This is a genomic window from Vibrio ezurae NBRC 102218, from assembly GCF_000467185.1.
Classification (GTDB): domain Bacteria; phylum Pseudomonadota; class Gammaproteobacteria; order Enterobacterales; family Vibrionaceae; genus Vibrio; species Vibrio ezurae.
Map to the genome: position 1 here is coordinate 42,013 of NZ_BATM01000021.1, position 20,663 is coordinate 62,675.

The following is a 20,663-nucleotide window of genomic DNA, read 5'->3' on the forward strand; positions in this document are numbered from 1 at the left end:
TACCGTGACTTCGGTCACATACCTATCGAAATGAGATTTATTATCATTAAAAAGTATGACAATAATTCGGCAAATCGTTATTCAAATATGGAAAACAAAAAGTCGATATGAACCTTGAATTGGACAATGTAGATATCATCGGTAGGCATACTCCTGACCCGTTACGATTTGCCTTTGAAAAGAAAAAAGGCGCACACGCTGGAGGTATTGCTAAGCCCGTTGCTCCGGAGCTTGTACAATCTACATTAACGACCGCATATTCAGCTGTAGGGGAAAAGACGCCACGCTGTCTTTACATTCATATCCCTTTTTGCCGTGTACGTTGCACTTACTGTAATTTCTTTCAATATGCATCAAGCACTCAGTTAATCGATCGCTATTTTGAAGCACTTAAAAAAGAGTTGCTTTGGAAAGCCAGTATGCCTTGGAGTCAAGACTACCCATTCCAAGCGGTTTATATCGGAGGGGGAACCCCAACGGATTTAAGTGCTGCGCAAATCAAAGAGCTTGCCGAGTTGGTTCGTACACATTTTCCATTGACCCCAGATTGTGAATTTACTCTGGAAGGTCGTATTAATCGCTTTGATGATCATAAATTTGAATCTGCACTAGAAGGTGGAATTAACCGCTTCTCATTTGGTGTGCAAAGTTTTGATACTAAGGTACGCCGCAGCGCGAAACGCCTTAACGATGGTGATGAGGTGCTTGAGCGTTTACAACATTTTGTCAGTTACAACAGTGCACCTATCGTGATCGATCTTCTCTATGGCCTACCTTATCAAACCCTGACAACGTGGGAGAACGACCTTGAGTTATATCTCGAAAGTGGGGCGCATGGCGTTGATCTATACCAACTGATTGAAATGCAAAACTTGCCAATGGGACGTTTGGTTGAGCAAGGGAAATTACCGCAGCCAGCCGACACTCAATTGAAAGCCACTATGTTCAAAATGGGCGTTGAGTTTATGGCAAAACACCATCAAACACGCTTGAGTGTCAACCATTGGAGCTCGGGCAACCGAGAGCGTTCAGTCTACAACAGCCTTGCGAAAACATCAGCACAAGTGATGCCTCTAGGGGCTGGTGCTGGCGGTACGGTAAATGGCATTAGCTCAATGCAATATCGTGATATGGATAAATACATACAGGCGGGTGAAGCCAATGAATTTGCCGCGGCAATGGCGTTCCATAGTGCGCCAAATGCTCATATCGATAGCATGATAAAAGCTGCGTTTGATCGCGGAGTATTGAGCGCGCGCGCCCTACCAGATGGTATGTTCGAACGCTTACAGCCATTATTTAAAGCATGGGAAAACAATGGCTTAGCTAAGTGTGATGGCGCGTATTTAACTTTGACTCTAGCTGGGCAGTTTTGGTCTGTAACGCTGGCACAAAATTTAATTAAGGTTGTATCAAGCAACCAACCACAACCACATAAAAATAAAGTAACTGAAGCTGCATAGCTGATTTAGGGGAAAAAATGTATAGCAAATCAACCAAGCAAGAAGTACTAGAAGCTGTTGCAACCTTGATGGAGAAGGACGACTCGATACCTGTCTCTGATATGTCGTTACAACTGAGTTTAACTGAGGGCGAGATCACATTCGTGCTTCCGTCAAATATGATGACAGCGATTGCAGGTCAGCATGCTCAGGAGATTTTAGAAGCGCTTCCTGCATGGGGAAAAGTCACCACTATCGTTCACTCTTGTGGCTCGATATTTGAATATAAAGCGCCATTCCCAAAAGGAAAGGTGGCACATGGCTATTACAACTTAATGGGACGTGAAGGCGAATTGCACGGGCATTTGAAGTTGGATCTGGTTAAACACATCGCGGTTGTGTCTAAACCCTTCCACAAGATGGAAAGTCACTATATTGGTTTTTATGACGAAGCGGGTGCCTGCGTATTTAAGGTGTACTTAGGTCGTGATCAAAAACGCCAATTATTCCCTGAGCAATTAGACAAACTTGCACAGCTGAAAAAGGAATTTGCACTATGAGTGCCCAGCAACACGATGAAAAAAGCCGCGCTGAAATAAAACAAGAGCGACTACAAGGTCGTCTTGGTCCTGAGGTTCAAGAGTTTCGTGACGCTTGCCAAAGTTTACAGCTTGCGACGGTTACTAAAGAAGGCTTGCCTCATGTGAGCTATACGCCTTTTGCGTTTGATAATGCGGGTTATTACATCTTAGTCAGCGATCTTGCTGCACACGGTAAAAACCTAAAATCAAACAAAAAAGTGTCCATTATGATGCTTGAGGATGAATCCTCAGCGAACAATATTCATGCGCGTAAGCGCCTGACCTTTGATACAACGGCGGAGCATCTTGATAAAGCCTCCGAGCAAGGCATTGAAGGGGTGAAGGCTCTAGAAAAGCGCTTTGGTGAAATGGCACAAAACTTAGCTAAATTGGGCGATTTTCATTTATATAAGTTGACGCCAAGTAGCGGCCGTTACGTAAAAGGTTTTGGACAGGCATTTAACGTTTCAGGTAACGATTTGGTGGATTTCTTACACTTGTCTGAAGGGCATGTTAAGCAGGAAAAAGAAGCCATTGCTGAACTGACTTCAGAGCAAAACTGATCTTTCGTCCTCGCACTTAGAGGACAGTACTAAACACTTATTTTCGTGCCGACTGATGGTCATTCTCAGTCGGTAGGGTTTTTATCATTCAAAAAACGGATTTTTGGTTTAATCATGTATAAAAAAACAAGCATAGCCATCGCGATCAGTGCGATGTTTTCTTCTTCTGTCGTGCTTGCAGAGGAGACATTTACCTTTGATGAAGTCGTAGTGTCTGCGACTAAAACTGAGCAAAACAAAAGTGACGTATCTTCGTCAGTTGCGACAGTCAATCGTGACGAGCTTGATGCGCAGATGAACAACAACCTAAAAGATACATTGAAATATACACCGGGCGTGCAAGCGCAAGGCAGTGGTCGTTTTGGTGTGTCTGATTTCAACATTCGTGGCATGGATAACAGCCGCGTAAAAGTGATGGTTGATTCCGTACAGCAGCCATTTTCTTACAACCCCGGTTCTACTCAGCAACGTAAATACCCAAACACCATTGAAACTGACACTTTAGCGGGTATTGAGGTGAGCAAAGGTTCATCATCTAGTCTCTATGGCTCTGATGCGATTGGCGGTGTGGTGCTTATGCGCACCAAAAATCCTGATGATGTATTAATCACCGATGGCGACGAAAATCGTTTCGGCATTAAATCAGCTTATTCGTCAGTCAATAGTGAGTTTAAAAATACCGCAACCTGGGCAATGCGCCAAGGTAAGTGGGAAACTTTGACCATGTTTACTTACGCAAATGGTAACGAGCACCAAACACACGGTGATGGCGCGGACATCAATGGTGTTGATCGTGGCGCGGCTGACCCTGCTGATACTGAGTTATACAATGGTTTGGTGAAAGCCTTCTATCAAGTAAATGATGCGCATCGTGTTGGTTTGACGTTCGAATACTTCGATCGCACCTATGATGAGACCGTATTGTCTCAAGAAGGGTGGGAAATCCTTCCAGGATTCCAGTATTCAGATGTCAGTGCGAAAGACAACACCACTCGTATGCGCGTTGGTGTTGAGCACGACTGGGCGCTCAATAGTGCTATCGCCGATGATCTTCACTGGACTGTGTCATACCAAATGTCTGAATCGCATTCAGACAACTATGATACAACTAACTTCACTTCAAATGGCTTTCCTATTTACCAAGACCGCATTCGAAATCGTCAAAGAATTGCCAATGATGACTCTATTCAGTTTGATATGCAGTTTAATAAACTGATTGTGGCAGACACGCATTATCATGAGTTGACCTATGGTGCGAGCTTCTTACACAACGATTTTACTCTGGAAAATACCGATCACTTTATCCAAAGTGGCACCGGAGCTCCACCGAGTTCATCGCCGGGTAGTACAGGACTTCCGAACGCCACAGTTCAGCAATGGGGCGTGTTCTTGCAAGATCAAGCCTTCTTGATGGATGAAAAATTGGTAGTAACGGCAGGGGTTCGTTATGACTCATTTAAGACCGACCCAGAAGCAAATGATGGTTACGTTGATACCCATGAGAGCAACTCGGACGATTCATTTACTGGACGCGTAGGTGCGGTATACCACGTTGCTGATGCATTTAGCCCTTATGTTCAAGTGAGCCAAGGCTTTAAAGCGCCGACAGTTTACGATCTTTACTACTTCTATAATCAAGGTGCTATCTTCTATGGGAACCCTGATCTGAAAGCAGAAAAGAGTCTTTCCTATGAGTTAGGTTTCCGTGGCAAAGGCAGTATTTACCAATATGAAGTCAGCGCGTTCTACAATGAATACGATGATTTCATTACGACAGAGAAAGTAGGTACAGACGCTGCAAGTGGGCGTGATATCTATACATCAGTCAACATCGATGAAGCACGTATTTATGGTGCAGAAGCCGCCGGTAGCATTCTTGGGCCTATGGGCACTTACACCAAATTAAGCGTAGCTTACGCTTATGGTGAAGATACCAAGACAGGTCGCCAGCTTGACACTGTTGCGCCGTTAACGGGTGTGATTGGTTTGGGTTATGACAGTGAGAATCGTACCTTTGGTGGTATGGTGAACTTCACGATGGTGGCAAGCAAAGATGAGTGGACGGAAGTGGATAACATTGAAGCGCCATCTTACAATTTGCTTGATGTCACAGCTTATTATCGTCCAATGAACGATCTTACACTGCGTGCAGGTCTATTTAACGTGATGGACGAAAAGTACTGGTTGTATGAAGATTTACGAGGCGATACAGAGAAAACTGACTTTGAAACACAAGCCGGTCGTAACTGGGGTGTAAGCTTAGAATACCTATTCTAATATCAGCCAATATAAGACCACTCTACTGAGTTTTCTCAGTAGAGTGGTTGTCGTTTGTGAGGGATGTAAACTAAGCGTTTATTCCTCTTCTAACGAATTTATTTATCTCGATTGATTGTGCCTTTCTTTTACTAAACTTCATTTCAATGCGTACAATATGTACCAGTCGTCATCAGTTTCACCTTTACCATAAAAAGGATCTTGTGTGTTAAAACAAGACGTTGGCGTTACGCCGACCCTCAATAAGCAGTGGTTATACCAACAAGCATTGAAGCATAAGAAAATGCTTATTTTTGCCAATGTTATCGCTTTTCTTGCGACATTAATCAGTGTGCCCATCCCTTTGTTGCTGCCACTTATGGTCGATGAAGTGTTACTGGACAAGCCAGCCAAAGGTTTAGAATTCTTAAATCTCTTTTTGCCGCAAGGGGTACAAACGGCATCTGGATATATCGTCACAGTGCTACTGATGATCATCGCAATGAGAATCGTCAGCCAAGCGCTGAATATTTTGCAAACCCGACAGTTTACTTTGGTGTCGAAGAGATTAACTTGCCAGCTTCGTCAGTGGATTTTGGATAAGCTGGGTCGAGTATCGATGCAGCAATATGAAGAAAAGGGCAGTGGTGGCCTGACCTCGCACTTAGTCACAGATATTGAAACCATTGACAAATTTATTGGGTCAACACTGAGCCGATTTGTGATTAGCGTATTAACTGTGATAGGGACTGGCGGCATTTTATTGTGGCTCAACTGGCAGTTAGGCTTGTTCATTATTTTAATGAATCCGCTGGTTATTTATCTGTCGCGCCATCTTGGTCAAAGAGTCAAACATCTTAAAAAGAAAGAAAACCAAGCATTTGAACGTTTCCAGCAACGTCTAGTGGAAACATTAGACGGTATTTATCAGTTGCGAGCAGCTAACAGAGAGCAAGAATATCTGGGGCGACTCAAACAGGATGCAGAGTCTATCCGAGTGGATGCGGACAAATATGCATGGCAATCCGATGCGGCCAATCGCTTATCATTTTTGATGTTTTTAATTGGCTTTGAGATTTTCCGAGCCGCCGCCATGTTAATGGTGTTATTTAGTGATTTGAGCATAGGGCAAATCTTCGCGGTATTTGGCTACCTATGGTTTATGCTGTCGCCCGTTCAAGAACTTTTGAGTATCCAATATTCTTGGTATAGCGCATCGGCGGCCATGAAACGCTTAAATGGCATACTGGAGATGCCCGAAGAACATCGACCTAAAGCGACGGTGAACCCATTCTCTCAGGGCGAGCCTATCGAGATCGAATTTAAGAACGTCAGTTTTGCGTATGACGCAGAGCGTAATGTGTTAGATGATTTTTCACTTATGATCCCGAAAGGAAAACGCGTGGCACTGGTTGGGGCTTCAGGGGGAGGGAAATCAACTTTAATCCAGTTGTTACTGGGCATTTACCAAAAAGACAGCGGTCAAATATTGGTAAATGGACACAGCATTGAAACGGTGAGCTATGAAGCGCTGCGTCAAGAGTTAGCGGTAGTGTTGCAACAGCCGATGATTTTCAATGATACACTTCGCCAAAATCTAACCTTAGGGCGAGACTACGATGAAGCCGATTTATGGGCCGCACTTGAAGTGGCGCAACTTAGCGACCTGCGCCATACCTTACCTAAAGGGCTAGACTCTCATATTGGACGACAAGGCGTCAGATTATCGGGTGGTCAACGTCAAAGATTGGCAATTGCCAGAATGGTGTTGAGTAATCCAGAATTGGTGATTTTAGACGAAGCGACCTCTGCACTGGACACTTCAACTGAGGCGAAATTGCACTTGGCACTCAATCGCTTTTTGAAAAATCGAACAACGTTGATCGTGGCGCATCGCTTGTCGGCAGTCAAACAAGCCGACCTTATCTACGTATTAGAAGACGGCAAAGTGATTCAGTCGGGAACACATTTAGATTTGATTGAGACAGATGGTTTATATCAAACGCTTTATGGCAGTTTGCAGGCAGGGTAGAGCGCGGTAAGCAAGAGAAAAAGTAAGGACAATGCACGGCGCCTTACTTATTTCATTTTGTATTTAGGTTAATTTACTGATGGCATTTCTTTGAGTATGGAATCGACATAACCTTTAATGTGTTCCACCTCTCGGCTTGGCTTTGCACCGGCTTGAGCAAGAGAGTGCCAGCGCAGTTCCATCAATGGGTAAGTGTACATGGCGATGACGATGGTCCCTTTTTGGTCGCTGTCGCCAAAATCTTGTGCTGGAATGCCTGTGGCAAGGTGCGTTTTGTTGAACAGCTCGTCATCACTGAGCTCTGATTCAATCGCAACCCCATAGCCGACAATAAAATTGGGTTGATGCGACATTGGAACGCGAATGTATCCTTTTTCAGCAAGACTTTGCCCAATCGCTTGATTAAACATGCTTTGAACAGAGGCTTTATCTGCATTTTCATCAATATAGGCTTGCCCTGACTGAGGGTGCCATGCATAGGTTTTTGCTCCCGATGGAATAAATTGGAAATCGCCGCTACTTACTATGCCTATCGCAAAGTTATTGCTCTGTTGTGGGGTGGTGGTTGTGCAGGCTGATAAAAGCAAAGTAAACGCTATGGTTATAAACCGCTTCATGAACACCTCTAAGGGGGTAAGTCGTTAATTTGATATGCACATTAATGCATTTGGTAAAAACAGCATAAACGAGCCGCAGATAGAAAGTCCAGTGAAAACGAAGGGAGATGAAAGAGGAGTTGTAGCAAGGTATTAAGGTGATGTATGAAATAAAAAAGGTTCAAGCGATAGGCTTGAACCTTTTATTTAGTTAGGTTGGGAGAAAAATGGAATTAAAAGAAATGTCCCAAACCATGTAGTGAAGATATGAGGCTAGGTAATGCAACCAAGCCGATTTTTACTGCGATGATGATGCCAACAAATCGCCAAATGTTATGAGTGGCTGCTTTGTTGATCTCTTCTGAATGTTGGCTATATATCATGATAACACCTCAGGAGTTAATGAATATGCTTTCAACTTACTCTCTATTTAGATTATAAAAAGCGTCGTAGGGCGAAAGTATGAGCTAGGTCGATGCTGGTGTGTGGTTTTATGACGTTAACCACACATCAGGAAATTATAAGCAATACTATATTATGGGTGATGTTTTTGGTTTTTACCGTAATTCCCCTAAATTAGTCGTTTTAAATGCGTATTTGAGGGCAAATTTGTCACCAATACGACTCATATTCATCTATAATCATCGACCATATTTTTGGTTAGCCGCTGTTTGTGTTCTTTCATCTCGGAAAGTGTACATAATAGCCAACTGCTATTAGGAACAAAGAATGTCATTTTCGTCACAAGGTTTTTCATCTGATATTGTGCGCGCACTAACTGAGTGTGGTTATGAAAAACTCACTCCGATCCAACAACAAGCTATTCCGCACATTCGTCGTGGTGAAGATATCTTAGCGCATGCACAAACCGGCACGGGTAAAACGGCTGCATTTTCTCTTCCTATTCTGCAGCAGTTGCTCGATAACCCTAAGCCTCGCAGTAAAGCCAATGTACGTGCGCTGATCTTAGCGCCGGCTCGTGAGTTGGCTGACCAAATTGCCAATAATATTGAAAGCTACTCTAAATATACTGATGTTTCTGTTGCGGCGGTTTATGGTGGCGCAAAAATGTCTTCACAAGAGCGTAAATTGCAAGCGGGTGTTGATGTGTTAGTGGCGACTCCTGGCCGTCTCATTGAGCATCTTGAGCTTGGCAACGTGAGTCTGGCTAACTTGGAAGTACTGGTGTTTGATGAAGCGGACCGAATGTTAGACATGGGCTTTATTGGTGCGATCCGCAGCATAATGAATGGTTTATCGGCGCACCCACAAACTTTATTATTCTCTGCAACATCATCGGCGCAAATGAACGCACTTGCCCAAGATTACCTACGTAAACCAAAGCGTATTATTGTCAACGCGGAAAACTCTACCGCATCAACTGTTGCACATGTGGTATATCCAATAGAAGAAGAGCGTAAGCGTGAATTACTTTCTGAACTGATTGGTAAAAAGAACTGGAAGCAAGTGTTGGTGTTTGTTAACTATAAAGAAACAGCTAACGAAGTAGTGAAAGAGCTTAAATTGGATGGTATTAAAGCGGTATTGTGCCATGGGGATAAAGCGCAAAGTGCTCGTCGCCGTGCTCTGGACGAATTTAAAACCGGTAAAGCTCGTGTACTTGTGGCCACTGACGTTGCTGCGCGAGGATTAGACATTCAAGGTCTGCCTCACGTAGTTAACTATGATATGCCTTTCTTAGCAGAGGATTATGTGCATCGCATTGGCCGTACAGGTCGTGCAGGTCAACAAGGACATGCGGTTTCTTTTGTTAGTCGTAAAGAAGAGCTTACTCTTGTTCAAGTTGAAAAGCTGATTCAACAGCGCATCAGACGTGTCGTGTTGGATGGTTATGAGCCTGAGAGCCGAGATGCATTACTGGTTAAAATGCACAGCAAACCGGCTTATAAAAACCGTCAAGGCCGAACCAATAATGCTAATGAAAGTAATGCAGAAAGCCAAAGTAGTGCGGAAGGTCGAGTTCGCTTAATGCGCGCTTTAAAACGCCGCTCAAAAAAGTAAAACACGAGTGATAAAATAATACACCCAACGCGTTGCGTTGGGTGTATTGCTATTGTGATAGTGCGTTTTTAACTGGTTTCTTCTTTATCGGCTGTGATAGATAACAGCCAGATGCAAATTGCGGCTACGGCAGCAAAACCACCTAAGATAATCACGGGCATGGCACTGTAACCTAGTACGTGCCAAATGATAGATTCTAATTGACTCATAATTCTCCCTTACCAACCTTCAACGCCGTGCATGTCGGGTAGTTTGTGTGCAATACCTTTGTGGCAATCTACACAGGTCTTATCACCTGAAGCGAGTGCGGTTGAGTGCTGCTTCACACTGCGTTCACCCTGCTCAGAAAAATCCATGTAATCGAACTCATGACAGTTACGGCACTCAAGAGAATCGTTGGCTTTTAAGCGTGCCCACTCACGTTCAGCAAGGTGACCACGACGAGCTTGGAATTTTTCATCGGTATCAATGATGCCAATGATATGACCAAACACTTCTTTTGATGCTTGAACTTTACGGACAATTTTATCTGTCCATTTATGCGGCACGTGACAATCCGAACAAATAGCCCTTACACCAGAACGGTTGGAGTAATGTATTGTTTCTTGGATTTCTTTCACGATAGGCTCGTGACATCCAGCACAAAACTCTTCGGTATTGGTGTATTCCATTCCTGTATTGAATGCGCCCCAGAAGAGAAGACCACCTGCAAACCCCATGAAAAGGACGATACCTGCAGCCGCCTTACTAGGTCTGGAGAGTCTTTTCCAAAACGCTTTTAAAAATTTCATAAATAGCCTCTTATGTTAACAACTAGCAAAGCTTACTGAAGAGAATCAACAGGTTTGAATTTGTTCTCTACCAGTGGTTTAGCATTGGCTTGAGGAACATGGCACTGCAAGCAGAAGTAACGTCTAGGCGATACATCGGCCAGCACAGCATCTTCGCGATTCACGTAGTGAGTCACGCTGACTTTGGTTGCGCCCATTTCTTTGGCGTTTTTCCAGCTATGACAGGCTAAACATTTGTTGGCATTGAGCGAGACTTCGTAGCCACGAATGTTGTGAGGGATCAGTGGCGGCTGATAGACATAATCACTGCTTACAACTTGTTCTCTTGGGTACTTTTTAAAAGCGTCTGCCGCTCGCGTGGCTTCTAGCTCACTTGCGCCACGTAAAGAGTGAACGCCCCCGATACCACCAGGGTTATTCATCTGGGCTTGAGCAACGCCTGCATTTTCTGCTTGTTCTAAATCGGTTTGTTCTAGCATGCCATCATCAATTTCGTGTGATTGGTGACTGACGCCTTCCACTTCAGATTGCGCAATTGCGACACCTATGGCACTGATTGATAACAGAGCAATCAATAGCTTTTTCATTATTATTTCTCCGCCTATTGGCTAATTAGTAGGGGCTAGGTTGCTAGCCCCGAATAATGGTCAAAGGCCTTAGGCCACTTTAGTGATTTTCACCGGACACTTTTTAAAGTCGGTTTGCTTAGACAGTGGGTCAGTCGCGTCCAAAATCAGCTTATTGATGAGTATTTTTGCATCAAAGAACGGAATAAACACCAAGCCTTTAGGTGGGCGGTTTCGACCACGTGTTTCGACGCGAACTCGAATTTCTCCCCGTTTATTGGAAACCAGTACTTCGTCACCACGGCGCAGATCCTTAGCCTTGGCGTCGGCTGGGTGTATATAACACACGGCATCGGGTACGGCTTTATACAGCTCAGGCACACGACGGGTCATGGTTCCAGTATGCCAATGCTCTAAAACACGGCCAGTACAAAGCCACATATCTAACTCGTCATCAGGCACCTCGGGTGGCGCTTCATACGGCGCGGAAATAATCCAAGCTTTACCATCAGGCTTGCCATAGAAATCCCAATCAGAACCTTTCTTCGCATACGGATCTGAACCTTCTTTAAAGCGCCATAGGGTTTCTTTGCCATCAACTACAGGCCAGCGTAAACCTCGAACATGGTGGTAGCTCTCGTAAGGCGCTAAATCGTGTCCGTGTCCACGACCAAATGAGGCGTACTCTTCAAATAGCCCTTTTTGTACGTAGAAACCTTGCGCATGAGCATCATCGTTGAGCTCTTTTGCTTCGGTGATTGGGTATTTATCTACATGACCGTTCTTAAACAAGATGTCGTACATGGTTTTTCCGCGAAATTCGGGTGCTTTGGCGAGCAGGTCTTCAGACCAAACGTCTTCAATCTTGAATCGCTTCGAGAACTCCATGATTTGCCAAAGATCAGATTTGGCTTCACCGACAGTTTCAACTTGTTGGTACCACGCCTGAGTGCGTCGCTCGGCGTTGCCGTAAGCACCTTCTTTTTCTATCCACATGGCCGTAGGTAGAATCAGATCAGAGGCTTGCGCGGTCGCCGTTGGATAAGGGTCTGAACATACAATAAAGTTGTCAGGATTACGGTATCCCGGTAGGCGTTCAGTATTGATGTTCGGGCCTGCTTGCAGGTTGTTGTTACACATTACCCAATACGCATTGAGCTTGCCGTCGTGTAGCATGCGATCTTGCACTACAGCGTGGTATCCCGGTTTAGCCGGAATAGTGCCTTCTGGTAGTTTCCAAATCTCCTCAGCCTTCGCACGGTGTTTCGGGTTTGCTACCACCATATCCGCAGGTAGGCGGTGCGAGAATGTGCCCACTTCACGCGCAGTACCACAGGCTGATGGTTGGCCTGTCAGTGAAAATGGTGAGTTACCCGGAGTTGAGATTTTGCCCAACAACAAATGAATGTTGTAAATCAGGCTATTCATCCAAACACCACGAGTATGTTGGTTAACGCCCATCGTCCATAGTGACATGACCTTAGTGTTAGGATCGGCGTATTGCTGTGCTAATTGAATAAGGTGTTCTTCAGAAACCCCTGAAATTTCACTGGCTTTGGCCGCTGTGTAAGGCGCAACTGACTTCGCGTATTCCTCAAAGCTAATGCCAGACATTTTGCCAGAGTTTGGGTGAGCCGCCGCTTTTTGTAGCGGATCATCATCACGCAGTCCGTAGCCGATATCGGTTTCAGCTTGCTTAAAGTGAGTGTGTTTATTGACAAAATCTGTGTTTACTTTGTCATTTTGAATGATGTAGTTCGCAATAAAGTTGGCAATGGCCAAGTCACTTTGTGGATGGAAAATATAGCCATGGTCTGCCAATTCAAAAGAACGGTGATAATAGGTCGACAGAACATTCACTTTAACGTGTGGGTGGCTTAATCGGCGGTCGGCAATACGTGTCCATAATACTGGATGCATCTCTGCCATATTTGAGCCCCAAAGGACAAACACATCGGCATTTTCGAAGTCATCATAACAGCCCATAGGCTCATCAATACCGAAACTGCGCATAAAAGCTCCGACGGCAGACGCCATACAGTGACGTGCATTCGGGTCGATGTTGTTCGAACGAAAGCCGGCTTTCATTAGCTTAGATGCGGCGTAACCTTCCATGACCGTCCATTGCCCTGAGCCAAACATGCCAACGCTTGTCGGGCCGCTTTTCTTCAGTGCTTCCTTGAACTTATCCGCCATAGTATCTAGCGCGACATCCCAAGATACTGGAACAAAGTCACCGTTTTTGTCGTACTTACCATCGGTCATTCGAAGCAATGGTTTAGTTAGACGATCTTGGCCGTACATGATTTTAGAAAGGAAATACCCTTTAATACAGTTAAGGCCTTTGTTTACAGGGGCTTCTGGGTCTCCCTGCGTTGCTACTACTTTACCATTTTGTGTTCCGACTAAGACAGAACAGCCGGTACCACAAAAACGACATGGGGCTTTATCCCATTTGATTTTGGTTTGGTCTGAACTTGCGATGAGATTGGTCGCAGAAGCGGGAAGTGAAATTCCGGCTACAGCAGCCGCCGAAGCTGCCGCATTTGCTTTCACAAACTCGCGTCGTGTCATTTTCATAATGTGTCCTCTTGCGGGGTCGATGTACCGATGCTGGCATCGGTCGTAGCCGTTGCATGTATGTCGGTGTCTAGGGCGTCAATATCTGTTTCGATTTGGTGATAAACTAAAGCCGTACTCATCACTTCTGGCTGTTCGTTTATCTCGTCAATAGTAGAGGTGATAAAACCTTGGTTTTGCGTTTCCATCACCACCACAAACTTTCCGTCAGATTCTGCGTAAATTTCTGTACTAGGAAAACTGTTGATCTTGTTTCGAATACTGCTCATCGCTTGTGGCGCGCAGTAGATAACAAAACTTGAAATATGAACTTCACTGGCCGGCATGTTGATCCTCATTGCAGTCAGTCATCGATATAGCTGTGACAGGGCAAACACTTAAACAAGCTCCGCATCCGTTACACAACTGAGAGTCTAGTTTTGGCTGGGGGACATGCCCAACCGAAAATGTAAATTGTATAGCGCTCAGTTCGCACTCATCGGTGCACGTACGACACTCGACATTTTGAGAGGCAAGGCAAGTCTCATTAATTTTGGCGGTGATATTCCACGCTGGCTCCTCAGTCGAGCGAAAAATGTTTTCCGGACAAGCCTGAACACATTTTTGACAAAAAGTGCATTCACCTTTATTAAAGTCGATACTTGGAAATCCGCCACTGCCTTTAATGATAATATTGGCTTCGCAGGCTTGCAGACATTGGCCACACTGAGTGCAACCGTTGATAAATTCGGCATCAATTTTGGCCCACGGCAACCGTGTACCTGTTTCGTAAACCAAGTTTGTTTGAGCTGTGCGTCGCGTGAAAAGTTTGCGCCTTGATAAATCGACCAATGTTGTTCCTGAACTAAAAATATACGCCATATGATGCGTGTGCATCTAAACACTTACTAAGTTTAGGTGAATAAATTGTATTCGATATAACTCAAAAGGGTTAAACTTGTGTTTAAATTGTTTTAGATCAAATAGTTATTATGATTAAGTTCACAGATATGTCAGATAGGAAGAAAAGTGAAAAGTAAGTCAGCACAATCCGTGTCTTATACGATAGGTGGCGCCGTATTTTTGATGGTGCTGTTATCGGCACTCACTATTATGGTGGCCGTGGCAACGGTGTATTCAAGTTATGACGATGCTGAAGCTGTGAATGTGTCGGGTTCAATGAGGATGCAAAGCTATCGGCTAGCCTACGATACTGAAACGCACTTGAAAGAAATTGACAATCATATCGAACGATTTGAAAGGTCGTTATATTCACCATCGATGCAAAATTTAATGCGATGGAATGTGCCAGCTGACATTCAACAAGACTATCAAGGGATCATTGAACGTTGGCAGATCATGAAGCAACTTCTCCTTTCAGAACAATATGTTGAGTACCAAAAGCACGTTCCCATATTTGTTTCGCGTATTGATAAATTTGTATTGAAATTACAACTCAATACCGAGAAAAAGTTACTGGATATGGTGGTGTTTTGTGGCTTTGGTTTAGTCTGCATTATTTTACTGTCATTAGTCATCATGCGCTTTGTACGTTTAAAAGTATTGCACCCACTGCAAGCGCTAGTGCGAGCGAGCCGCCAAGTAGAATCACAAAACTTTGACGTGATACTTAATGATTCGGTAGACAATGAGCTTGGAGCCGTTGCCGCAACATTTAATGATATGACTCGAAAATTAAAAGATCATTATGAGCGCCTAGAGGCAATGGTGGAATATAAAACCGAGGAGCTTAGACACGCAAACAGCTCCTTAACTGTGTTGTATAAAAGTACCCAGCAATTGTCGGCATCTCGGCTTACCCCGGCTCATTTTCAGCAGATTATCGATAACATGGCCTCTATTGATCATATTGAAGCGGTCAAACTGATCATTGACGACAGTGCGGGGCAGGCAACCGAACTTATGTCTGGTGATTCATCGCAAGGGATGTGGCAAGATAAAGCGCTAATTTTAGATGAGGTAAGGCTTGGTAGCCTTCGCCTACAAGTGACTGAGGCTTTTGCTGAGCAGGAGCTTATCGATAATATGTCTTATATATTGGCTCGCGGGATTTATTATAATCAGGCGCAAAAGAAATTTGAGCAGTTGTTGATCTACGGAGAGCGTAGCGCCATTGCCCGCGAACTGCATGATTCGCTAGCGCAGTCACTTTCATTTTTAAAGATTCAAACTAGCTTGCTCAAGCGTACAATGAAGCAAGAAGGACCCGTAGACAAAATGACTAAATCTTCGGTGATAGTAAAAGACATCGATGATGGTTTACGAGAGGCCTATACACAGCTGAGAATGTTATTGAGTACCTTCAGGTTTAGCATCGATGAGGCTAACTTTGGTGATGCATTGAATGTACTATTAGAGAAGCTTCAAACGACGACAGATGCCGAAATTGAAGTGGAAAATAAACTGTCTTCTATTTTATTAGAAGCACACCAGCAAGTGCACTTATTGCAAATCATACGCGAAGCCACAAATAATGCGATTAAGCATGCGAATGCGACGGTAATTCGTGTAGAGTGCCTACAACATGTAGAGCAAATCAGCGTTGCTATTATTGATAACGGGTGTGGATTTGACACCAATATTGAAAAATCAGGTCACTATGGTTTATCTATTCTCAATGAGAGAAGCCAGTACCTAAATGGACAGTTAGCGATAGAGAGTGAGCCCAAGAAAGGGAGCACAATAAGAATTACCTTTAATTGCAAGGATGAATTGGACAGTGAGTAATACCCACCGCATTATGATTGTGGATGACCATCCATTGATACGACGAGGCATCACACAGTTGCTTTCGTTTGAAGAAGATTTCAACATTGTATGTGAAGCCACGAGTGGAACAGAAGCTTTAGCGCTTGCGCACCAGCACGATTTAGACTTGATTTTACTCGATCTAAATATGAAAGGGCTTTCTGGGCTGAATACCTTACAAGCTTTGCGTGACGAAGATATTTTAACGAAAGTGGTTATTCTTACCGTATCGGATTCGCCGGCGGATATCGATGCTATTGTAAGAGCGGGTGCCGATGGTTACTTACTAAAAGACAGCGAACCTGATGAGTTAATTGATCATTTACGTTCTGCGCTGGAAGGCAATAAAGTCTACAGTGACATCGTTGCTCAACAAATCCGAGATCGGGCCGAAAATCCAAGCTTATTAGATAGCTTGACGGAAAGAGAGTTAGAAATCTTATCTAAGGTCGCTTTAGGGCATCGCAATAAGCAAATTGCAGACGTGTTGTTTATTTCTGAATCCACTGTAAAAGTGCACATGAAAAGCTTGTTGAAAAAGTTGCAGGTAAAATCACGTACCGCTGCAACTATCTTGTATTTGGAGCACTATAGCTAACTGAGACTATAGCGCTGCCTGTCAAATATCCTGCAAATATCGATATGAAGTACATTATCAAAGTACTTCATATCGTTTATTCCGTTTAATAGCGTGTTAGTTATTGGATTGGCAACTAATCCAACGTAAAGCCTATCTTTACGGTCACCTGCCAGTGAGCTACTTTTCCTTTATCGACGTGTCCCCTGACTTCCTCCATTTCGAACCAACGAATGTTGTGAACACTTTTACTGGCTCTTGCAACCGCATTGTTTATTGCATCGTCAATACCAATAGTGGATGAACCGACAATTTCCATTTTTTTATAAGTATGGTTTGGCATTCGATAGCTCCTTGAGTTACACCGTCATCACTGTTTAAAAACTAGACTGCGAACTCGGCTATAGCAAGGCGTTAGCAATTGTTTTCTCTATAGGGATAGTGGTTATCTAACGGCACAGAGTCATCAAGCTTTCTTATTGATATTTAACAAGAAATTAATGTCTGAGAGTGTTTTATTCTTAATGTTTTTGTTACATTGAGGATAGTAATGTTTTTGCATATCCCAAACACATGTACCGTTAAACAGTGATATCAAAACAACACACTTTCCACAATCAAGAGGTTTGAAAATGCTAAATGAACAAACTGCTACTCGACTTGATGTACAACAGAATGATTCACTGCAATGGTTAAAGATTGTTGATTTACAGCACTACCAGCAGAGTTGGGAAAAGGCGAGCGACTATTTTCAATCACAAATCTCTCAAAGCGACTGGGTGGATGCGGTGTCGGCGGTGCGGTCTTCAATAGGTGAGCTAGTATCGCGTGACATTACTATGTCAAAACCAGTGACACCTTTATCTGATGCTCCAGAAGGTGAATACAACCAGTGCCAATATAAATCTACGTTTAGCCAAGGTGAATTTATAGAAACAGTCACTTTACTTAAAGAGAACGGTGATTGGAAAGTGGTGGGTTACTTTGTGAAGTAGAAGTGGCAAAACGCTTATGTATTAAAAATAGAGCACGTAATTAGAGTAAGGTGGTGCTAAACATTAGTCACCACCGAAACAGACTACTTACTGCCACAAACTTCACATTGCGCCTGCTTAGGCAAAGTAAACTCTTGCCATTTCATGCTTAGCGCATCAAACATCATTAATTTACCCAACTTATGCTCACCTAAATTTGACAATATGCGCACGGCTTCTAATGCCTGCATGCTACCGATCACGCCGACTACAGGCGCCAATATTCCGGCTTCAACACAGCTCAGCTCATTAGCGCCAAACAGGGTGCTTAGGCACTGGTAGCATGGCTCGTCATCTTGGTAGGTAAAGCTGATGACTTGCCCCTCAAGGCGGATTGCCGCGCCTGAGACGAGTGGGGTTTTATATTGATGACAAAGGCGGTTGAGCTGATTGCGGGTGGTGAGGTTGTCGCTGGCATCAATAACTAATGAGTGCGCGCGTATTGCTTCAGCAAGTTCTTGCTCGTCTAAGCGACGAGCAATGGAGGTGAGGTGACAATGAGAGTTTAATTGAGCCAAACTTGCTTTTGCGGAGTCCACTTTAAAAGCATTAATATCCGATTCAGTGTGTAAAATCTGACGCTGTAAATTCGACAGTTCTACTACATCATCATCAACAATAGTCAGCGCGCCAACGCCCGCTGACACCAAATACGGCGTTGCCGCGCAGCCAAGGCCGCCTGCGCCAATCACTAATATTGAGGCTTGTTTTAGCGCCTCTTGGCCTTCAAAATCAAACGAACGTAGGATGATCTGCCTATTGTAGCGAAGCATCTCTTGGTCACTCAAAATCTCCATCACACAACCTCTAGTACAATGTTGAGTTAAACAACTGGATATTGACCGTTTCGCCCACTTCAACGCGGCCACGCTCTCGCTCTAGAATCACAAAGCAGTTAGCAAGGCTCATTGAGCGAAATGCGCCCGAGCTTTGGTTGCCAGTACTTTGCACTTCAAATTGGCCTTGTTCATTAATGGTGTAGATGCCGCGCTGATAATCAGCACGTCCCGGTGTTTTCTTAAAGGCAGAATGGGTGGTTGCAGGCAGTGTCGGTGGACACTTCCATTCACTTTCACCACTGAGTTTTGCCAGCAGTGGCTGAACCAATATATAAGTGGTCATAAAGGCAGATACTGGGTTACCCGGCAGGCCACAGAACAGCGCATCGCCTATGTTGCCAAAAGCAAAAGGTTTACCCGGTTTGATGGCCAGTTTCCAAAATCCGATTTGTCCTTTTTGCTCTAAGATGTCTTTGGTGTAATCGGCTTCACCGACACTTACGCCGCCGGAGGTGACAACGACATCGGCTTGTTGTTTTGCTTCATCAAAGGCTTTGGCGAGCAATTCAACGTCATCAGGGATCACGCCAAGGTCGATAACCTCACAACCGAACTTTTTAAACAGAGGAATGGTGCCATAGCGGTTGCTGTCATAAATTTCGCCTTCACCTAAGGCTGCGCCAACCGGTTTTAGTTCATCGCCAGTCGAGAAGGTGGCAACAATCGGTTTACGATAGACAGAGACCTGCGCTACGCCAAGTGACGCCAGCATAGGGAGATCGCGCGCGGTCAGTCGTTTGCCTTTACTCAGCACCAACTGCCCAACCTGAATGTCATCACCAAGAGGGCGAATATTCTGGTTATGTTTAGGCGTTGCGCTATCAAACTTAATTCCTGCATCGGTAACTGTCGCTAACTCTTGCATGATCACCGCATCACAACCGGCGGGAATTTTAGCGCCGGTCATTATGCGAATACAGCTGAGCGGTGGCCATTCACCTTGCAGTGGCGCACCAGCAAAAGATTGCCCTGCTAATGGAAGCGTCGATTGCTGCTCAAAATCGGCAATACGCACCGCATAGCCGTCCATTGCCGAGTTGTCAAAAGGCGGCACATGAATAGGGGAGGTGATGTCACTACAAAGAACACGACCAATGACTTTATCTAAAGGTAACGTTTCAGTTTCATTGACCGTAAATGTACTTTCGAGAATTTTGGCCATTGCTTGTTCGATTGGCATTAGACCTGGGGCGTCGCAACAATCCATCGTAGTTCCTTGTTTGTGCACTGAAAAAACGCACTGTAACACGATGCCTGCATCGAGACACTTAAGTGATTAAATTAGATAGTGTAATTTTGACCAAATCCAAGTATTCTCTTTCGCCATCGCGTAAATTTTGATCGTGCGATGAGAAGATGTAGAAATGGAGAGACATATGTCAGCATTAAGCGAATCAGCACTGCTAGTCAAACAAGCGCTTGCCGATAGAGGTTTAGAAACCCCTATGGTGGCAAATGAGCTTACCGCAGAAGATAAAAAGCGCAAGATTGAACATCATATGCGTGAAGTGTTGGAAATCTTGCAGTTGGATTTAACCGATGACTCTTTGCAAGATACCCCTAAGCGTATTGCCAAAATGTATGTTGACGAGGTGTTTTCTGGTCTAGATTATGCGCGCTTTCCAAAAATCACGGTCATTGAAAATAAAATGGACGTGAGCGAAATGGTTCGTGTCAAAGACATTACCTTAACCAGTACCTGTGAACATCACCTAGTGACTATTGATGGTCGAGTGACCGTCGCGTACATTCCGCGTACTAAGATCATCGGTTTATCAAAAATCAATCGCATTGTGCGTTTCTTTGCGCAGCGCCCGCAAGTACAAGAGCGTATGACTCAACAAATTTTAGTGGCGATGCAAACGCTACTAGAAAGTGACGACGTAGCGGTAAAAATTGACGCGACTCATTACTGCGTTAAATCTCGCGGTGTTATGGATGCGACCAGTGAAACCACTACCACTGCGTTGGGCGGTATTTTCAAATCAAACCCAGCCACACGCCACGAATTTCTGCACGGCCTAAGCTAATCGCGA

The 20,663-nt window shown here is 44.3% G+C and carries 21 protein-coding genes; 10 read left to right on the forward strand and 11 right to left on the reverse strand.

Annotated elements, in window-relative coordinates:
• Window positions 1–107: 107 nt before the first annotated feature.
• The 5 genes from hutW to VEZ01S_RS08480 all read left to right on the forward strand — a co-directional run bounded on the left by hutW (window position 108) and on the right by VEZ01S_RS08480 (window position 6,874).
• Window positions 108–1,463, forward strand: coding sequence for a heme anaerobic degradation radical SAM methyltransferase ChuW/HutW (gene hutW / locus VEZ01S_RS08460; protein WP_021713611.1), 1,356 nt, complete (start codon window positions 108–110; stop codon window positions 1,461–1,463).
• Between the two features lie 17 nt (window positions 1,464–1,480).
• Window positions 1,481–2,002, forward strand: a complete 522-nt coding sequence (gene hutX, locus VEZ01S_RS08465) for a heme utilization cystosolic carrier protein HutX (RefSeq protein WP_021713612.1) — start codon at window positions 1,481–1,483, stop codon at window positions 2,000–2,002.
• A complete protein-coding gene (gene hutZ / locus VEZ01S_RS08470) occupies window positions 1,999–2,586 on the forward strand; it encodes a heme utilization protein HutZ (protein ID WP_021713613.1) in 588 nt (195 codons plus the stop codon). Before hutX ends, hutZ begins: the two co-directional genes overlap by 4 nt.
• Before the next feature lie 114 nt (window positions 2,587–2,700).
• The gene (locus tag VEZ01S_RS08475; protein ID WP_021713614.1) at window positions 2,701–4,863 is read left to right on the forward strand and encodes a TonB-dependent hemoglobin/transferrin/lactoferrin family receptor; all 2,163 of its coding nucleotides are present in this window, start codon (window positions 2,701–2,703) and stop codon (window positions 4,861–4,863) included.
• Between the two features lie 205 nt (window positions 4,864–5,068).
• A complete protein-coding gene (locus tag VEZ01S_RS08480) occupies window positions 5,069–6,874 on the forward strand; it encodes an ABC transporter ATP-binding protein (protein WP_021713615.1) in 1,806 nt (601 codons plus the stop codon).
• A gap of 68 nt (window positions 6,875–6,942) precedes the next feature.
• Here VEZ01S_RS08480 and VEZ01S_RS08485 read toward each other — a convergent pair whose 3' ends face one another.
• The gene (locus tag VEZ01S_RS08485) at window positions 6,943–7,491 is read right to left on the reverse strand and encodes a DUF4136 domain-containing protein (RefSeq protein WP_021713616.1); all 549 of its coding nucleotides are present in this window, start codon (window positions 7,489–7,491) and stop codon (window positions 6,943–6,945) included.
• 212 nt (window positions 7,492–7,703) lie between these two features.
• Window positions 7,704–7,853 (reverse strand): hypothetical protein, encoded by a 150-nt coding sequence (locus VEZ01S_RS16830; protein ID WP_162889454.1) that lies wholly within the window; start codon window positions 7,851–7,853, stop codon window positions 7,704–7,706.
• A gap of 346 nt (window positions 7,854–8,199) precedes the next feature.
• On the opposite strand from VEZ01S_RS16830, the gene VEZ01S_RS08490 reads away from it, so the two are divergent.
• Window positions 8,200–9,492, forward strand: coding sequence for a DEAD/DEAH box helicase (locus VEZ01S_RS08490; protein WP_021713617.1), 1,293 nt, complete (start codon window positions 8,200–8,202; stop codon window positions 9,490–9,492).
• A gap of 68 nt (window positions 9,493–9,560) precedes the next feature.
• Here VEZ01S_RS08490 and VEZ01S_RS16615 read toward each other — a convergent pair whose 3' ends face one another.
• The 6 genes from VEZ01S_RS16615 to napF all read right to left on the reverse strand — a co-directional run bounded on the left by VEZ01S_RS16615 (window position 9,561) and on the right by napF (window position 14,260).
• Window positions 9,561–9,701: a TIGR02808 family protein gene (locus VEZ01S_RS16615; RefSeq protein WP_021713618.1), complete on the reverse strand. Its 141-nt coding sequence runs from the start codon at window positions 9,699–9,701 to the stop codon at window positions 9,561–9,563.
• Between the two features lie 9 nt (window positions 9,702–9,710).
• Complete coding sequence (locus tag VEZ01S_RS08495; protein ID WP_021713619.1) at window positions 9,711–10,283, reverse strand: NapC/NirT family cytochrome c; 573 nt, start codon at window positions 10,281–10,283, stop codon at window positions 9,711–9,713.
• Between the two features lie 32 nt (window positions 10,284–10,315).
• A complete protein-coding gene (locus VEZ01S_RS08500; RefSeq protein ID WP_040890537.1) occupies window positions 10,316–10,762 on the reverse strand; it encodes a nitrate reductase cytochrome c-type subunit in 447 nt (148 codons plus the stop codon).
• Window positions 10,763–10,939: 177 nt separating this feature from the next.
• Window positions 10,940–13,429, reverse strand: a complete 2,490-nt coding sequence (napA, locus tag VEZ01S_RS08505) for a periplasmic nitrate reductase subunit alpha (protein WP_021713621.1) — start codon at window positions 13,427–13,429, stop codon at window positions 10,940–10,942.
• Complete coding sequence (locus VEZ01S_RS08510; RefSeq protein ID WP_021713622.1) at window positions 13,426–13,755, reverse strand: chaperone NapD; 330 nt, start codon at window positions 13,753–13,755, stop codon at window positions 13,426–13,428. The genes napA and VEZ01S_RS08510 overlap by 4 nt, the downstream gene beginning before the upstream one ends.
• Window positions 13,742–14,260 carry a ferredoxin-type protein NapF gene (gene napF / locus VEZ01S_RS16620; RefSeq protein WP_119005679.1) on the reverse strand — a complete coding sequence of 173 codons (519 nt, stop codon included), beginning with the start codon at window positions 14,258–14,260 and terminating at the stop codon, window positions 13,742–13,744. Before napF ends, VEZ01S_RS08510 begins: the two co-directional genes overlap by 14 nt.
• Before the next feature lie 177 nt (window positions 14,261–14,437).
• Between napF and narQ the strand changes: the two genes are divergently transcribed.
• Together narQ and VEZ01S_RS08525 are read left to right on the forward strand one after the other, a co-directional pair.
• Window positions 14,438–16,156, forward strand: coding sequence for a nitrate/nitrite two-component system sensor histidine kinase NarQ (gene narQ, locus VEZ01S_RS08520; RefSeq protein ID WP_021713624.1), 1,719 nt, complete (start codon window positions 14,438–14,440; stop codon window positions 16,154–16,156).
• A 13-nt stretch (window positions 16,157–16,169) separates the two neighbouring features.
• Entirely contained in the window at window positions 16,170–16,775 is a 606-nt protein-coding gene (locus tag VEZ01S_RS08525) for a response regulator (protein WP_040890541.1), read from the forward strand.
• Window positions 16,776–16,890: 115 nt separating this feature from the next.
• On the opposite strand, the gene VEZ01S_RS08530 is transcribed toward VEZ01S_RS08525, so the two are convergent.
• A complete protein-coding gene (locus VEZ01S_RS08530; RefSeq protein ID WP_021713626.1) occupies window positions 16,891–17,097 on the reverse strand; it encodes a dodecin in 207 nt (68 codons plus the stop codon).
• A gap of 289 nt (window positions 17,098–17,386) precedes the next feature.
• On the opposite strand from VEZ01S_RS08530, the gene VEZ01S_RS08535 reads away from it, so the two are divergent.
• On the forward strand, window positions 17,387–17,749 hold the full coding sequence (locus VEZ01S_RS08535) for a DUF4019 domain-containing protein (RefSeq protein ID WP_021713627.1): 363 nt from the start codon (window positions 17,387–17,389) through the stop codon (window positions 17,747–17,749).
• An 83-nt stretch (window positions 17,750–17,832) separates the two neighbouring features.
• On the opposite strand, the gene moeB is transcribed toward VEZ01S_RS08535, so the two are convergent.
• Window positions 17,833–18,585 (reverse strand): molybdopterin-synthase adenylyltransferase MoeB, encoded by a 753-nt coding sequence (gene moeB, locus VEZ01S_RS08540; RefSeq protein ID WP_021713628.1) that lies wholly within the window; start codon window positions 18,583–18,585, stop codon window positions 17,833–17,835.
• 10 nt (window positions 18,586–18,595) lie between these two features.
• On the reverse strand, window positions 18,596–19,834 hold the full coding sequence (gene moeA / locus VEZ01S_RS08545; RefSeq protein WP_021713629.1) for a molybdopterin molybdotransferase MoeA: 1,239 nt from the start codon (window positions 19,832–19,834) through the stop codon (window positions 18,596–18,598).
• Window positions 19,835–20,003: 169 nt separating this feature from the next.
• Between moeA and folE the strand changes: the two genes are divergently transcribed.
• The gene (gene folE, locus VEZ01S_RS08550; RefSeq protein WP_021713630.1) at window positions 20,004–20,657 is read left to right on the forward strand and encodes a GTP cyclohydrolase I FolE; all 654 of its coding nucleotides are present in this window, start codon (window positions 20,004–20,006) and stop codon (window positions 20,655–20,657) included.
• Window positions 20,658–20,663 lie beyond the last annotated feature (6 nt).

What these genes read in the sequence shown, in the direction of transcription:
- VEZ01S_RS16830 (WP_162889454.1), bottom strand. Translation starts at nt 7,853, where the DNA reads ATGATATATAGCCAACATTCAGAAGAGATCAACAAAGCAGCCACTCAT.
- VEZ01S_RS08475 (WP_021713614.1), top strand. Translation starts at nt 2,701, where the DNA reads ATGTATAAAAAAACAAGCATAGCCATCGCGATCAGTGCGATGTTTTCT.
- hutW (WP_021713611.1), top strand. Translation starts at nt 108, where the DNA reads ATGAACCTTGAATTGGACAATGTAGATATCATCGGTAGGCATACTCCT.
- folE (WP_021713630.1), top strand. Translation starts at nt 20,004, where the DNA reads ATGTCAGCATTAAGCGAATCAGCACTGCTAGTCAAACAAGCGCTTGCC.
- VEZ01S_RS08490 (WP_021713617.1), top strand. Translation starts at nt 8,200, where the DNA reads ATGTCATTTTCGTCACAAGGTTTTTCATCTGATATTGTGCGCGCACTA.
- moeA (WP_021713629.1), bottom strand. Translation starts at nt 19,834, where the DNA reads ATGGATTGTTGCGACGCCCCAGGTCTAATGCCAATCGAACAAGCAATG.
- VEZ01S_RS08530 (WP_021713626.1), bottom strand. Translation starts at nt 17,097, where the DNA reads ATGCCAAACCATACTTATAAAAAAATGGAAATTGTCGGTTCATCCACT.
- napA (WP_021713621.1), bottom strand. Translation starts at nt 13,429, where the DNA reads ATGAAAATGACACGACGCGAGTTTGTGAAAGCAAATGCGGCAGCTTCG.
- VEZ01S_RS08525 (WP_040890541.1), top strand. Translation starts at nt 16,170, where the DNA reads ATGATTGTGGATGACCATCCATTGATACGACGAGGCATCACACAGTTG.
- moeB (WP_021713628.1), bottom strand. Translation starts at nt 18,585, where the DNA reads ATGGAGATTTTGAGTGACCAAGAGATGCTTCGCTACAATAGGCAGATC.
- VEZ01S_RS16615 (WP_021713618.1), bottom strand. Translation starts at nt 9,701, where the DNA reads ATGAGTCAATTAGAATCTATCATTTGGCACGTACTAGGTTACAGTGCC.
- VEZ01S_RS08500 (WP_040890537.1), bottom strand. Translation starts at nt 10,762, where the DNA reads ATGCTAGAACAAACCGATTTAGAACAAGCAGAAAATGCAGGCGTTGCT.
- VEZ01S_RS08485 (WP_021713616.1), bottom strand. Translation starts at nt 7,491, where the DNA reads ATGAAGCGGTTTATAACCATAGCGTTTACTTTGCTTTTATCAGCCTGC.
- VEZ01S_RS08535 (WP_021713627.1), top strand. Translation starts at nt 17,387, where the DNA reads ATGCTAAATGAACAAACTGCTACTCGACTTGATGTACAACAGAATGAT.
- hutX (WP_021713612.1), top strand. Translation starts at nt 1,481, where the DNA reads ATGTATAGCAAATCAACCAAGCAAGAAGTACTAGAAGCTGTTGCAACC.
- VEZ01S_RS08510 (WP_021713622.1), bottom strand. Translation starts at nt 13,755, where the DNA reads ATGCCGGCCAGTGAAGTTCATATTTCAAGTTTTGTTATCTACTGCGCG.
- VEZ01S_RS08495 (WP_021713619.1), bottom strand. Translation starts at nt 10,283, where the DNA reads ATGAAATTTTTAAAAGCGTTTTGGAAAAGACTCTCCAGACCTAGTAAG.
- hutZ (WP_021713613.1), top strand. Translation starts at nt 1,999, where the DNA reads ATGAGTGCCCAGCAACACGATGAAAAAAGCCGCGCTGAAATAAAACAA.